Origin of the sequence: Parasphingorhabdus sp., assembly GCF_036963705.1 — a bacterium.
Taxonomy (GTDB): Bacteria; Pseudomonadota; Alphaproteobacteria; order Sphingomonadales; family Sphingomonadaceae; genus Parasphingorhabdus.
Window position 1 is genome coordinate 48717 of the sequence record NZ_JBALUT010000005.1, and the last position, 13653, is coordinate 62369.

A 13653-nucleotide genomic window follows, 5' to 3' on the forward strand; every position below is an offset into this window, starting at 1 on the left:
AAATCTCTATTTTTATTGCCCAGTCGATACCAGATCGCCCATCAGACACCCCAGCCGGAAGATTACGGCCTGATTATCCAGTGCTTTTGGGATTGCTACCGTAGCTAGTTCACTGGCTTCGTGCCATTTTTCGATAGATTTCATGGACCGTGGTAATTGTGCCGTTTTGATTTGCTCGGCGATCAGGCTCGGAGCGCGTTCGAGAAATGCGCGATAGCGAGGCGTTGCTGCCTTCAAGGCAAGTTTCCGCGCCAATTCGCTCTTCAACCTATTGTCCCTGTCACCAGTCTTGATGATCTCACGTGCGATCGCCTCCAGTTCGGCAAGCCCGATTTCGCTATATTGCAAGGCGCGCCCTGGGGACCCCTCGCCAGCGATAACCAGCGCTTCGAGGTCCGCTTCGTTCAATTTTGGAGCTGCTTTTTTCAGTAAAGCGCGCATGTCAACATCGGCAAGAGGGTCGAAGCGCAGCATCTGGCACCGCGAGCGGATCGTGGGCAACAGCCGGTCGGGCATATGGCTGATCAGAAAGAAAATAGTCTTTTTGGGCGGTTCTTCGAGATTTTTCAAAATGGCATTGGCGCCGCCGCGTTCGAGATCGTCGGCTGCGTCTATAATGACAACCCGATATTCCGAAATAGACGCCTGGTTTTGGAACAGGGGCTGCAAGGCGCGGATCTGATCGACCTTTATATTGCGGGCCAGTTCGTGCTCTTCAAGAGAATCGAGGCCATTGTCCCGGGCTTTTTTTTCTTCTTTGTCGGCCTTTGGTCCGCGGCGGAGCAGTCGAAAGTCGGGGTGCGAGCCGGCTGCGAGAAGATGGCCAGCCTCGTCATCTTGTGCGTCGGAAAATACTGTCGGTCGATTGCGGGAGTTAAGCAAAAAATGAGCCGCTTGTTGAGCAAAAGTCGCTTTTCCCAAACCCTTGTCCCCGGCCAAAATCCAGGCGTGATGAAGTTTGTCTCTGGCAAAGGATTGACAGAAAATCTCGCGGGGTCTGTCGTGGCCGTAATATGACGTCATGCCATCATATCGCCGAGATTATTCAACAACAATTCGGTAATGGATTCCACAGGTTGCGACGCGTCGATCAGCCGGATACGATCCGGCTCATCTTCAGCGAATTGGCGAAAACGCGCCATCACAGTGCGATGATAGCCGCTATCTCTCCCGCCAATCCGGTCACTATCTCCCCGGTCTCTGGCTTCGGCTCTTTTTGCCGCAACCACTTCCGGCAGATCGAGAACAAATGTCCTGTCCGGCATCAGAGAGCCACTTCCAACGCTATGCAATGTCATGATTTCCTGATCAGTGAGCTCACCGCTGCCGGCTTGGTAAGCGCGACTGCTGTCAATGAACCGGTCACTGATCACCCATTCTCCGCGCTCCAGAGCCGGCCCGATCAGTTTCGCGCAATGTTCGGCGCGCGCTGCAGCAAATAGCAACGCTTCAGTGCGCATATGCCATTTTTCATCCGCGCCGCTCAACAACATTTCGCGAATGACTTCTGCGCCGGGTGTGCCTCCTGGCTCGCGCGTCCGATTGACTTTATAGCCCATTGTCTCAAGCGCATTGGCCAGCGCCTTGACCTGAGTGGATTTTCCAGTCCCTTCGCCGCCTTCAAGGCTGATGAAGCAGCCCCTGATCACGCCAATCCAAGCAACGATTTCAAGCCGGCCCAGACCCTGTCAAAGAAGCCCGCCTCATCGATGTCTTCACCAGCAACCAGTGGAACTCTCTGCTGACCGGCATCTTCGGAGGTAACAATCAAAGTAGCGATCGACTGACCTTTGACGATGGGCGCCTTGATCGGCCCATCATATGCCACTTTCATCGATATTTTTCCGTCGGACCCTTTCGGCAATGTGGCATACAGATCTTTGGCGGCAACGAGAGACACGGTAGAACTGTCGCCCAACTGGACCTCAGCGCTCTGAACCTTCGTGCCTTTGTCGAACAGCTTCTTGGGCTCCCAGGCATTGAAGCCCCAATTCATGAACTTGACCGATTCTTCGACGCGGCCGCCATAGCTATCGAGTCCTGCAAGCACTGATACCAGGCGCCGGCCTTTTTGCTCGGCGGAACCGGTAAATCCGTAGCCGGCTTCTTCGGTATGACCTGTCTTCAATCCGTCAGACCCGGCAACCTTGCCCATCAGAGGGTTGCGGTTCGTTTGCATGATACCATTCCAGGCAAATTCGTCCTGACCGTAGAAATCATCATATAGTTTCGGGAAATTGTTCACTGTGGCAGATCCCAAAGCGGCCAAATCCCTGGCTGTGACCATGGTCCGGCCTTCATCCGGCCAGCCGTTGCTGTTGCCAAAGCGGCTCTTCGACATGCCCAATTCTTTGGCGCGCTTGTTCATCAGTCCGACAAAAGCTTCTTCGCTGCCAGCAATGCCCTCGGCCAGAACCACACAAGCATCATTGCCAGATAGAGTCACGATACCGTGCAGCAAGTCGCTGACAGTGACTTCACTGCCCACAGCAAGAAACATCGTCGAGCCTTGGTTATTCCATTTCTTCCAGGTGGCCTCGTTGACGCGGAACTTGTCGTCCAGCTTGAGCTTGCCTTTTCCGATCAGGTCGAACGCGACATAAACGGTCATCATCTTCGCCATCGAAGCCGGTGGTATCTGCTTGTCCGCATTTTTTTGGTAAAGCACGGCGCCGGAGGACAGATCGGTCATATAGGCGATAGGCGCCTTCGTATCGAAGCTGGGGGCCGCGATTACGACCGATGAGAAGGCGATGAGGGGCAGAGACGCCAGCAGAAATTTGTTCATTGAGGCCAGGATTCCCGATTAAAAATTTAGCGATACAAAGGCTATTTGTCCGCCCGCAAGATTCGAGCTCCGCTATAGCCGCGCTGCTGCGCCTGTGCCAGTCCTGCTTGTGCATCTTTTTCGCTGGAATATGGCCCGTAGCGTACACGCCAGATGGACCGCGTTCCGTCCGTCATCACCTTTGCGCCAATCTTTCTGGCCAGCGTATCTGCTCGCGATTTGTCGCTGAATGCGGCAACCTGCACAACATAGGAACCGGGCAAGTCGCCGACATAATTGTTTCCGATGCTATTTTCTGCCGCAACTGGAGGTCCGCCGCCTTCAATGATGAAGCGTCCATCGCGGGTTCCTTCACCTTTTCCAGGACGATAGGTCGGGCGACTGGAGGAGCTAGCGGTGGCTTTACCGGAGGTTTGAGGCGAATAAGCCGGAGTAGCGGCCTGCCTGACCGGTGTTGCGGGACGAGGAAGCTTGGCAAGATTTTTCCGCAATATGGAAAGAAGCGAATCCGGCGTTTCGATTCTCTCTGTGGCAGGCGCGCCCATGCGAAGTACGGCGCGTTCCTGCTCGTTCGGATTGACTTTGCGGACGCGGACCCCTGAAACGCCGTTCTGGTCTATGCCAAGCTGTTTTGCCGCTCCATGCGATAAGTCCAGCAGCCGGTCGTTGGCAAAGGGTCCACGATCATTGATCCGTACCAAGATCGTCCGTCCGGTATCGAGAGCGGTGACCTCGACATAAGAAGGCAGCGGCAATGTCTTGTGCGCGGCCGAGATGCCCTGAGGATTGAAAGTTTCGCCATTGGCGGTCTGATTTCCCGATAATTCTTCACCATACCAACTCGCATATCCCACTTCATCATAGCTTGGGACATCCTCGGGCGTGTAGGTATTTCCACCCACTTTATAGGGTTCGCCAATTTTTTGAGGATAGTCAGAAACGCTGGCTGATCCTGTCGGCACCCCCACGGCAGCAGGAGGAGGAGAGCCATCCGGAAAACTACCAAAATCGCGAGATCCGCTACAACCCGCCAATGCAAGGGTTGCAGACGAAAGTATTCCAAGCTTAACTGCGTATTTCATCCGCCAATAACCCCACTGCTAGTCCGTAAAAATTCGAACAATTATAATCGAGAATGACGCGGTAATTGCCGGTCAATAGATAGGCCGTGTTTCCGGCGCCATCTGGTTCGAGCAGAGTTGCCATTGTGCTGGAATCGAGCGACGCTCCGGTCGCAGGCAAAACACCCAATGCGCGCCATTCCGCCATGCTCTTCCACTGACTATGGCGATTGAAAACCCTTGGACAGCGGGTCGGCGTAATTTGGCTTTTCACTGCTGAACGATCAAGTGAAGACGGAACGTTGACCGCGATTCCCCACGGCTCCCCCCTGCGCCATCCCGAGTTTACGAAATAATTGGCGATCGAAGCCACCGCATCATATTCGCTTCCCCAGATATCTGCATATCCGTCGCCGCTTCCGTCTTTCGCCAGCCGTAGATAGACCGACGGTAAGAATTGCGGCTTGCCCATGGCCCCTGCCCAGCTGCCCTTGAGCGCCGATTGCGGCACGCCCTGATCAATCAGTTTTAACACGGCGAGCAACTCGCCTTCGAACAGCGATCGCCGCCGGCCTTCGTAAGCAAGTGTCGCCAGTGACCGGGGAATATCGAAATCACCGGTGTAGGAACCGTAATTTGTCTCTTTTCCATAGATCGCCATGATGATCGGCCCAGGCACGCCGGTTTCACGCTCAACATCGATAAGCTTTGCCATCAGACGGCTATAGGCAGCCTTCCCATTGGCAATCCGTTCGCTGGTTATGTGCCGCCTCTGATATGGGGCGAAGGGCGGTATTGCGCTGCTCGGGCTTCCGCCCGGCTGAGACTGATCGAGCTCGATAACCCTTGGATTATAGGTAAGGCCGGGAAGGACCTGATCGAGAGTCTGTGCGCGCACCCCTTCCCGCAAGGCTTTTTCGCGCACTTGCTGAAGATAAGATTCGAAACTCTGGCTGCTGCTTTGTGCTTGGGCATTTTCCATCGGTGTTGCCGCGCTAATACTCAAAATTGCAATAGCGCTGCAGGCGATGGCGGTCATGATACGCATGAATACTTCCTTTTCGTCGCTGCATTGTCGCACAAAGCGACTCTCAGGGGAATCCCTAAATGTCCCATAGATGCAACAGCTCGACCCGAAAGCTCTTCAGTGCCGGAAATTTGCCTATGAGTTGCAGTCGCTTGCAAAATGTTTTGCGCTTTCAAATCGAGGGCGCTAGGACGCGGTCGACCAAGCCGTAAGGGCTATGCGGACAGGTGGCAGAGTGGTCGAATGCAGCGGTCTTGAAAACCGCCGAGGGTGCAAGCTCTCCGTGGGTTCGAATCCCACCCTGTCCGCCATCTATTTCTCTATTTTCAGTAACTTGTGGCGAGTGTTCAGGCTGTACCAAGTGGCACAGAGTTTTCTGGATCAGTTAATCTCTGCCGTTGGTCTAATTCTTGATTGTCGACGCTGATATTCGAGTTTGCGTCGCTCAAAAATAAAATGTCATTGCGTTGCCAACGTCACGAAAACGAAAATGTTGGTCATCAACATTATTACTCCGGTAATCGCAGGAGGCGCTGTCGGGGCGTTAGGCGAAAAAAGTGCATCAACAACGGCCGAGAGAAGTTTTATATTTAGGAGAGCGGCGGCTTCAGCGATCAATCGAACGCCGATATCATGTTTCAACCTGGATGCATATTATCGGAGGGCCGTCATCGCGGCATGCAACGATGAAAAGTTTGCTTGCGAGTGATAATTTTCTTCGAACAAACGGTCCTCTTCCGTCCCAATCGCAGCCAGTCTCATATGCACCCAATTCTGCCGATTGAACTGCTTCCAGCTCAATTTCAAAAGCGGTCATAAACTTCGATGCTAGCGATTGCGTTCGGTTGCCAAAGGGCTACATTTCAACCCAGAGATTCATTAAGTGTGATGTCTCCAAGCCACCCTCACCCAAAATAACAACGATGTAGTTCATAATGTAACCCGTTGCGTATTTCGCCAGTTATCGGGAGATAATCTCACCATTTAATTCCAGGGTATGCCTCGATGCCAGTTAGCGTAATGGACCACTCCAAGAAATCGTTCCGCAAAATAGCTGCTATTTTTGACAACGGTTTGCAATTCAAAGCGCAAACGCTGAATTTGCAACCATGTTAAAGGCCGCGCTTCGATGCGCCGCAAAGCAGCAAGAGAAAAAATATGGCAATCCGATCGCTCCATCATGTTTCATTCACAGTCCCAGACATTGAGAAGACGCGGCAATTTGCAGAAGATTTTGGTCTTTTGACGGTGGAGAAGAGTGACGACCATTTCGTCATGAAAACCGGCGGCGGCGACGCATGGTGTTACAAAGCCGAACGAGGTGAACGCGGTTTTAGCGCTCTCGGGTTTCTGGTTGATGATGAAAGCGATTTGGAGAATGCTGTAAAGCAACACGGCGCAAGCGGAGTTCGCAAGCTCGATACGCCGGGCGGAGGTCTGGGAGTCACGCTGACGAACGCAGAAGGCCTGAAGGTCGACCTGGTCTATGGCATTGAAGGCGATATTCCGCAGGAGGTCCAACCCGAACTCCGCTTGAATACGCCTGCCTTACGCACACGTTTCGCGGATCCGCAGAGCACCCGGCCGCTCGGTCCGGCTTCGCTGTACCGTCTGGGGCATCTCGGATTGTATGTGAAGGACTATAAGGCAAGCGCAGAATGGTTTGAAAAAATCCTCGGCCTGAAGATTAGCGATTCAATGCACGTACCCGGCAATCCCGACCATACGGTTGTGGCATTCCTCAGGATCGATCGCGGGGAGGAATGGGTCGACCACCATTCTGTCTTTCTTGCCCAATCGGATAAGACCGATCTCCATCATATTTCCTTTGAAGCGCAAGATTTTGAGGCTCAGGCACGGGCTCACCGGTGGCTTTTGTCGAGAGGTTGGGAGCCCAACTGGGGCATAGGTCGGCATCCACTGGGTTGCCATGTATTCGACGTCTGGTTCGACCCTGATCGCTACCGGTTCGAGACCTTCACCGATACAGACCTTTTGAACGACAAGCATGAGACCGGGCATCACGACATTTCCACGCATGAGATGGACGCTTGGAGTTCGGAACCAGCGGAGGCCTATTTTGCAGACTAGGACTGATGAGGCGCCAAAGACAGGATCAGCGCCTGCGCGGTATTCGCGGGTTGCCGTCTCGCCGCATTTGTTATTCTTCACATTGCCGCGGCCTTACAACGCCAATTTATCAATTGGGACGACATCCGTTCGCGGATGGCCATCCGGTAACGCGACTATCTGTCGCATCTCTCAACCCAAAAGGATAACTCGATGACAAATTTCAATGCTGCTACCGGCCTTGCCGAAGGAAGCTTCGGAATAGGAACATATGAAGCCGCAGACGGAAAGCAATTTCCCGGCTTGGTCCTTCCGGACGGAACCGTATTCGACCTTTCCGAAACATATTATGATACCCACGCCATATTTGCTGACTGGGATCGGGTCGTTGACGGCCTGAACGATCTGGCGACCAAGAAGGGCAAGCCGGAGCTGCGGTTCGAGAATTTGAAGGCGCTGCCGGTTGTCGCGCATCCGAACATGTTGTGTGCCGGATCAAATTATCGTGCCCACGTCGCCGAGATGATGACGCACAACAAATTCAACCAAGACAAGCGGGAAGCCGGCGAAAGCGATGAATCTTTCTACGCGCGAAATCTGGCCGAAGTGGATCGGCGGGCCACCGAAGGAATGCCGTTTTTCTGGACCGGTCTGCACTCGTCCCTCTGCGGCGCAAACGATGACATCATCCTGCCGCTGATCGGAGAACATCCCGACTGGGAACTTGAGTTCGGCGTAATCACAAAAAACACAGGACGATATCTAAAGCCTGAAGAGGCTGACGATGTTATCGCGGCATATGTGATGTGCAACGATATCGGTACTGTAGACGAATTCCGGCGCGCCGACATAAAATTCGGCTATGACTGGGTCAGCAAGCATCAACCGAATTTCAAGACATTGGGCCCCTTTGCCGTGCCCAAGGAATTCGTCGATCGTAGCAAAGTCCAGATCAAGCTGAAACTGAGTGGGCAAACCATGCAGGACTGGCCGATCAGCGACATGATTTTTCCGCCAGAAAAAATTCTATCTTATGCTTCGGAACGGATCAGGCTCACGCCTGGTGATTTGTTGATCACCGGTTCGCCTCCCGGCAATGGTGCTTCCCACGGTAACAGGTGGATGCGCCCTGGGGACGTTGTCGAAAGTGAAATCACTTATCTTGGCAGGCAGGTGAACAATGTTGTCGCCGAAGAAACCGGTGGAAGAAAGCCCACCTTTGGTCCCTTCATAACCGATTGGTAAAGCTGCAGAATGCAAGCTAATCCAATAAGATTACACTCGGGCGTTTCGTGATTGCTGCATTCCAACTTGAGTGCTAGCTTTCCACCGCTATGCGGTTTGAAAAACTTGATCTCAATCTACTGGTCGTTCTGGATGCATTGCTCGAGGAGCAGAGCGTTTCGCAGGCTGCTGAACGACTGCATCTGAGCCAGTCTGGTGCCAGTGCGGCCCTAAGCAGGTTGCGTGAATTTTTTGAAGATGATCTGCTCGTGCCATCCGGCCGGACAATGGCATGTACTCCTCGCGGAGAAGCTTTGATCAAGCCGGTAAAGGATGCGCTTGCGCTGATCCGCGAAACCATATTGACGCCGGATGAGTTCGACCCTGCTGTGTCCGACCGAGGCATATCGATTGCGTCGATTGACGTTGTCGCGCACGTCTTATTGACTGAAGCTGTCGGGCGCTTCTCGAAAGAAGCTCCCAATATGCGCTTCACCGTGCTTCCGCTGACAGAAGATCCCGTCGCTATGCTGCAGCGCGGCCAAACCGACATAATCATCGCGCTTGATTATCTAATCGATGCCAATCTACCCAGCGAGTTTCTGTACGATGAAGACTTTGTCGCCATCAGCTGGAAAGAGAATTCGCACGTCAAAGGGGAATTGACAAGCGAGCTGTACGAACAATTGGGGCACGTCTCAGTACGACTGAATCATAACGCCCGAGGCTTTGACGAAACCGCCTTGCGCCGAATCGGAATCCATCGGAACATCGAAACCTTCGCACCCAGTTTTGCTTCCGTACCCCGCTTCATTATCAATACTGATCGCATTGCTACGATCCATCGGCATCTTGCTAACCAGATCAGCGGAACGCTTCCGATCAATATATATGAGCTGCCGTTCGATTTCCCAACGGTTCGCGAGATGGCGCAATGGTCCGCCAAGAACACAAATGACGAAGCGGTTCGCTGGGTTGTCCGGCGATTGCAGGAAATCGCAAAAACGCTCGAGAATTAGGGAAAAGGCGCTGATGCCAGATTGTATCTAGCGCTGCTTTTCCGCTTCGATCAATTTGGCTAGAACCCGGCGCGCCCTTACACCTGCTTCATCTGTTTGCAGCAGAGCGGGCTTGTGGGTGAACAGATCATTTGATGTCATCCGGCTGCGAACCGCTTTGATCATTGGTTCGTCTTCATTCACGAAAGCGCTCTGGGTTCCGAAGTGCAGCATCTCGGAAACAGTTTTATCATCATGCGCACAATTGCGTCCCGCTGCCCAGAAATACCTCGTCCTGCCATCACTTTCCGGAGTGAGGAGATGTAACACGGGCACGCGCGGATCATCGGCTTCCAATTCTCCGCTTCGAGCCATCGAGTTTTCCAAGACCAAATAGGTCGGCGGTTGCCAATGCATTTCCGCTCTGATCGTTGCAGTCTTCTCGTCGCCCTTCCACAGTAGCTGGAAAAGACCGGTAATCGGCTCATCCGGAGCTTCATAATAGGCGCTGACCCTATTGCCTTTCTGTTCGGCCCTGAAGGTGGTGCGCTGCGATCCACCTTCCGAAGCGAGAAATGGATGCAGAAACTCGACATGCGTAAGATCGAGCAGATTATCTATCACCAATTCGTAGTTTGCTGATACTTCCAGTTCGCCATAAACCCAGCTGTAATTTGCATCTTCAAGCACAGGAAGCGATGGTAGCAAATTCTCATCTGCCTCGTCTGTTTCGCCTGCCCAGATCCAGATCATGCCGTAGCGCTCTGCGGTAGGATAGGCACGCACGCCCAACGCCTTGGGGATTATCCCCTTGCCATGCGGGTTTCGAACGCATTGCCCGGCACCGTCAAATTCCAGACCATGATATCCGCATGCAAGTATTCCGTCTTTCACCTTTCCCAAACTCAGTGGCGCGAAACGATGCGGACAAGCATCATACAGGGCGCACACTCTCCCCGTCGAATCACGGAACAGAACGATCGGGTCATCCAGCAGCTTTCGTGCCTGTGGTTCGTCTGTCAGCGTCTCGTCCCAAGCAGCAGGGTACCAAGCGTTCCGCAAATAGCCCATTATTATTCCTCCGTGGAAATCTTCAATCCCAGTAATTCAGCAGCGTTCAGACCCAAGATGCGCGCTTTGTCCTCATTGCTCAGGTTCTTGTGAAACGCCATGGGATCCGGCTCCGCCATGTCAAAGGGATAGTCGGAGCCCAGGCATAGCTTGTCAGCACCATGGGTCTTCACAAGAAAATCCAGCTGGTCTTGATCAAACACCAGTGTATCCAGCCAGACTTGCCTGAGATAGGACGACGGCTCGCGACTGATATGCTGCCGGCAATCCTCCCGCGCTCGGTAGGCGTGATCCATTCGCCCCCAATAGCCGGGCAGATATCCGCCCCCATGCGCCACGCAAAGTTTCAAACCCGGATAAGCATCAAGCACGCCGCCAAAGATAAGGTGGCTTAAAGCTATCGAAGATTCGATGGGATTGCCGATGATATTATCGAGATAATGTTCCGCCAGTCGTTCTCCGTGCGAGAAACCCAGCGGATGCATGAATAACAGAACATCGAGCTCTTCCGCAGCCGCGAAAAACGGTCGCAGGTGATCATTTGCCAACTCGTCGCCATTGACGATGGTCCCGATTTCTACGCCGCGCAAGCCGAGTTCTTTCACACAGCGCCGCAATTCGGCCACCGCCATTTCGGTATTCTGAAGCGGCACCGTGCCTAAACCAGTCAGCCGGTCGGGATGCCGTCCAACGGCGTCTGCGATACCATCATTGATCGCGCACGCAGCATCCCGGCCAAGTTCTGGTGGCGCATAATAATAATATTGCCCCGGCGAGGGGCTGATCGCCTGCATGTCCACGCCCAGCCGGTCCATGTCGGCAATCCGGTCATCAACACCGTTCAGTTTCTTGCCGATTTCTCCGAACATCGCCCCGTTCACCTTCATCGATGCCGGCGACATGAACGCCATGGGATTTGGCGGATTGGGAATTTCGGCGCGGATCATGGCATCGGCTGACGGCACATTCAGATGGGCATGGATGTCCACCACCAAATGTTTTCCCCGCTTTTCAACCGGGACCGGTTTCAGTTCATGCCCGCAAGTCGAGATTTCTTCCCTCATGCGGGTTGACTGACTTCAGCATCAAGCATGGCCTGAATCATTTTTCTGACCTTGACCGCGCCCGTGTCGGATTTCACCAGAAGCTCACGTTGAAATGCCGCTGACTTGTCCAACCGCGCTTCAACGGCCTCAATCGCGACCTTGTCTTGCCCTCGGATTTTAACGTCCGAATTCAGCTGGAACTCGTCCAGGCCCTTGTCGCCCAGCCGGAAATCACGCGTGGAAAATCCGAAATAGTGCACCGAGTTTTCGGTTTCCGGCGTTATGCCATGCAATATGTGGATAGTGCCGAGTTCCGGAGGAACATTCGTATCGCCATCAATAGACTGGATCGTGCCGAGCCCGGTTCTGATTAATTCTGGCCCATATACTGCCGATGCATTTTCGACCCAAGCCTCGCCCTCGAACTTGGCCTCATTTCCGTAAATTAGTTCATGAAACGGATTCCATCGAAGCGGCATCTCCCGAATGAGGTTGAAAAACCCGCTGCGCTCTTCCTCGCGCAGCTTTGGATCTTTCATGCCTTCCGCACCGGGGATATGATGATGGACATAGGGTAGATGGGTCAGATCCAGGAGATTGTCGACGAGCAACTGTGACCGGCCATTGATGTGGCAATAATTATACGAGCTATCATACCATCCCGGCTGGTCGAGGCCGAAATCTTCGTAGGGCGGGATCGAGGCGGGGTCGCAAATATCGGGGTCGCCCATCCAAATCCAGCACAAAGACCCGCGCTCTTCGATCCGGTAGGATGGCTGGCAAAATCCGGCGCCGGTTCCTTGCGACGGGATTTCAATACATTTGCCGTCAAAGTCGAATTTGAACCCGTGATAGCCGCATACGATGGCATCGCCTTCCAGCCTACCTTGCGCGAGCGGGAAATAACGGTGAGGACAAATCCCGTACATAGCCACAGGCTTCCCGGCTTCGGTGCGGTAGAAGACAACGGGCTTTCCCAATATAGTCCGCTCCGTCGGCTCGCGGGTTATTTCATCGCCGAAGGCGGCGATGTACCAACGGTTACGAACCATCGTCTGGTCGGAAGAAAAAGGGTAAGCCAAGTCACTCTCCAATATTTTCTATTTTCACGCCAAGGCCATGAGATAATCACTTCTTTCCCAGAATACTAACCGCATGCGGCAGGCTGTAACAAAGTGTTTTACGTCATGACTCATATAAGAAGCACTTATAGCGTGTAGCATGCAACGGCCAGATTGAGGCATTAACAGGCGCAATAGTTCTTATTGAGATTATCAATTTTTACGATTTTATTGGCCATGATAGTTCGAAGCTCAAACAGGTCGCATTTGCGGAAATACCGCCTACCCTACCGCACCCGTTCAGCGGGCCGGGCCGCTAGAGAGCCTATATCGAGAGCGCATGAAAGACTAGCTGGACGGTTCATGAGAGAGTGGGATCACACCAGAGCAATGAAAGTTCACTGAATAATATCGCACTGACCCCAGTGTAAAAAATCAACAAAGAATCTGACCGGACACAAGCCGAAAAAAGCATTATAAAAGCATTATAAGCGTCGCTATCTTTTAATATGCACCAAAGAAGAATGAAACTCCAACCAACGGAAAAACCATGGCACGACCAGAACCGCGTAATTTGACAGTAGTAGATAGCTTCCGCGTTACACCCAACATGCACCGCGTGACGCTTGGCGGTGCTGGTCTGGCGGGATTTCCAGAGGGTCAGGCTGGCGGCTACGTCAAGATCATGCCGCCTGGCCAAGCAGAGGATAAACGCATCGTGCGGACTTATACCATACGCAGCCAGTCAGATACTGGTATTGATGTCGACTTTGCATTGCATGGTTCGGACGGAGAATCGGGTCCCGCGACGAACTGGGCGATCAATGCGAAGGTGGGCGACGAAATCAAAGTCGGTGGTCCTGGCGCGGCAAAGTCGTTGCCCGATGGCCTCGGTCCATTTCTACTGGTGGGAGATATGACAGCATTGCCCGCGATTTCGGTCAATCTTGAAGCTTTGCCAAGCGATGCAACAGGAGATGCGATCCTCCTCATCCGTGACGCTGCGGACAAGCAGGACATTGCCAAACCTGCCGGATTGAACATCCATTGGATCGTGGATGCCGAGCTTGGTGCCCATCCACCCCTCCTGTGCGATGCGGCGCGCAAACTCCCCGCTGTGGATAAATTGACTTATGCATGGGTCGCCTGCGAATTTGAGGCAATGAAGCTACTGCGCCAATATCTCCGCGTCGAGCAGCAGCTTGGACCAGCACAGCTTTACATTTCCAGTTACTGGAAACGCGGATTGGTCGAGGATGAACATAAGCAGGCAAAACGCGCCGACTCCGAGGCCGAGGCCTGAAGCG

12 protein-coding genes and 1 tRNA gene are annotated in these 13653 nt (G+C 53.3%); 5 read left to right on the forward strand and 8 right to left on the reverse strand.

Annotated features, from left to right (window positions below; genetic code table 11):
- Window positions 1-12: 12 nt before the first annotated feature.
- The 5 genes from V7680_RS02115 to V7680_RS02135 are packed head-to-tail and all read right to left on the reverse strand — an operon-like array spanning window position 13 to window position 4831.
- Window positions 13-1023: a DNA polymerase III subunit delta' gene (locus V7680_RS02115; protein ID WP_335651634.1), complete on the reverse strand. Its 1011-nt coding sequence runs from the start codon at window positions 1021-1023 to the stop codon at window positions 13-15.
- Window positions 1020-1649 carry a dTMP kinase gene (tmk, locus tag V7680_RS02120; protein ID WP_335651635.1) on the reverse strand — a complete coding sequence of 210 codons (630 nt, stop codon included), beginning with the start codon at window positions 1647-1649 and terminating at the stop codon, window positions 1020-1022. Before tmk ends, V7680_RS02115 begins: the two co-directional genes overlap by 4 nt.
- Window positions 1646-2788 (reverse strand): D-alanyl-D-alanine carboxypeptidase family protein, encoded by a 1143-nt coding sequence (locus V7680_RS02125; RefSeq protein ID WP_335651636.1) that lies wholly within the window; start codon window positions 2786-2788, stop codon window positions 1646-1648. The genes tmk and V7680_RS02125 overlap by 4 nt, the downstream gene beginning before the upstream one ends.
- Before the next feature lie 41 nt (window positions 2789-2829).
- Window positions 2830-3870, reverse strand: coding sequence for a septal ring lytic transglycosylase RlpA family protein (locus tag V7680_RS02130; protein ID WP_335651637.1), 1041 nt, complete (start codon window positions 3868-3870; stop codon window positions 2830-2832).
- Window positions 3854-4831 (reverse strand): lytic murein transglycosylase, encoded by a 978-nt coding sequence (locus tag V7680_RS02135; protein WP_335651665.1) that lies wholly within the window; start codon window positions 4829-4831, stop codon window positions 3854-3856. Before V7680_RS02135 ends, V7680_RS02130 begins: the two co-directional genes overlap by 17 nt.
- A gap of 266 nt (window positions 4832-5097) precedes the next feature.
- On the opposite strand from V7680_RS02135, the gene V7680_RS02140 reads away from it, so the two are divergent.
- The 4 genes from V7680_RS02140 to V7680_RS02155 all read left to right on the forward strand — a co-directional run bounded on the left by V7680_RS02140 (window position 5098) and on the right by V7680_RS02155 (window position 9189).
- Window positions 5098-5187: transfer RNA gene (locus V7680_RS02140), tRNA-Ser, on the forward strand.
- Between the two features lie 937 nt (window positions 5188-6124).
- The gene (locus V7680_RS02145; protein ID WP_335651666.1) at window positions 6125-6967 is read left to right on the forward strand and encodes a VOC family protein; all 843 of its coding nucleotides are present in this window, start codon (window positions 6125-6127) and stop codon (window positions 6965-6967) included.
- A 192-nt stretch (window positions 6968-7159) separates the two neighbouring features.
- A complete protein-coding gene (locus tag V7680_RS02150; RefSeq protein WP_335651638.1) occupies window positions 7160-8191 on the forward strand; it encodes a fumarylacetoacetate hydrolase family protein in 1032 nt (343 codons plus the stop codon).
- A gap of 89 nt (window positions 8192-8280) precedes the next feature.
- The gene (locus tag V7680_RS02155; protein WP_335651639.1) at window positions 8281-9189 is read left to right on the forward strand and encodes a LysR family transcriptional regulator; all 909 of its coding nucleotides are present in this window, start codon (window positions 8281-8283) and stop codon (window positions 9187-9189) included.
- 27 nt (window positions 9190-9216) lie between these two features.
- Here V7680_RS02155 and V7680_RS02160 read toward each other — a convergent pair whose 3' ends face one another.
- The 3 genes from V7680_RS02160 to V7680_RS02170 all read right to left on the reverse strand — a co-directional run bounded on the left by V7680_RS02160 (window position 9217) and on the right by V7680_RS02170 (window position 12367).
- Window positions 9217-10239, reverse strand: a complete 1023-nt coding sequence (locus V7680_RS02160) for an aromatic ring-hydroxylating dioxygenase subunit alpha (RefSeq protein WP_335651640.1) — start codon at window positions 10237-10239, stop codon at window positions 9217-9219.
- A gap of 2 nt (window positions 10240-10241) precedes the next feature.
- Window positions 10242-11231 (reverse strand): amidohydrolase family protein, encoded by a 990-nt coding sequence (locus V7680_RS02165; RefSeq protein ID WP_335651641.1) that lies wholly within the window; start codon window positions 11229-11231, stop codon window positions 10242-10244.
- A 68-nt stretch (window positions 11232-11299) separates the two neighbouring features.
- Entirely contained in the window at window positions 11300-12367 is a 1068-nt protein-coding gene (locus tag V7680_RS02170) for an aromatic ring-hydroxylating dioxygenase subunit alpha (RefSeq protein ID WP_335651642.1), read from the reverse strand.
- 529 nt (window positions 12368-12896) lie between these two features.
- Here V7680_RS02170 and V7680_RS02175 point away from each other — a divergent pair.
- On the forward strand, window positions 12897-13649 hold the full coding sequence (locus V7680_RS02175; protein WP_335651643.1) for a siderophore-interacting protein: 753 nt from the start codon (window positions 12897-12899) through the stop codon (window positions 13647-13649).
- The last annotated feature ends 4 nt before the right edge of the window (window positions 13650-13653 follow it).